General features: G+C 68.5%; 1 protein-coding gene. It reads right to left on the bottom strand.

Features of this window, described 5'->3' with window-relative positions:
* The coding region (locus IEZ08_RS39150; RefSeq protein WP_308426634.1) for an AMP-binding protein at nucleotides 1-672 on the bottom strand (672 nt) is incomplete at its 3' end.
* Between the last annotated feature and the right edge of the window lie 14 nt (nucleotides 673-686).

The raw sequence follows: 686 nt of genomic DNA, 5'->3' as shown, positions 1-686 counted from the left end.
ATCGGCCACGACCGGATGAGCGGCGATCACCGCCTCGACCTCACCCGGCTCGATCCGAAACCCCCGGACCTTCACCTGCTGATCAGCCCGGCCCAGATACACCAGACGACCATCGCGACCCCAGCGCGCCAGATCCCCCGAGCGATACATCCGCGCCCCGACCGGACCGAACGGACAGGCCACGAACCGCTCAGCGGTCAACCCCGGCCGAGCGGCATACCCCCGGGCCAGACCCGGCCCGGCCACATACACCTCCCCCACCACCCCGGCCGGCACCGGCTGCAAGAACGCATCCAGCACATACACCCGCAAATCCGCAATCCCCACCCCGATGCCGCTGATGGAACCGGCCGCCACGGTCTTCCGATCCAGTGGCGCATAGGTCACATGCACCGTCGTCTCGGTGATCCCGTACATGTTCACCAGCACCGGCGCGGTCTCCGGGTAACGGTCATACCAACCCGCCAGCCGCCCCGGCTCCAGCGCCTCACCACCGAAGATCACATATCGAAGTGATCGCAACGGCGGTTCGGCCGCGGCCTGCTCCCGTTCGGCCTGCATCAGCTGGTAGAAGGCCGACGGGGTCTGGTTGAGCACCGTGACCCGCTGCTCGGCCAGCAACCGCGCGAACTCCCCCGGCGAGCGGCTGACCTCGAACGGCACCACCACCAACCGGCCCCCGGACA

Source organism: Planobispora rosea, assembly GCF_014648175.1.
GTDB lineage: Bacteria > Actinomycetota > Actinomycetes > Streptosporangiales > Streptosporangiaceae > Planobispora > Planobispora rosea.
Note: the sequence above shows the minus strand (reverse complement) of the source record. Positions and strands in the feature narration are given on the sequence as shown.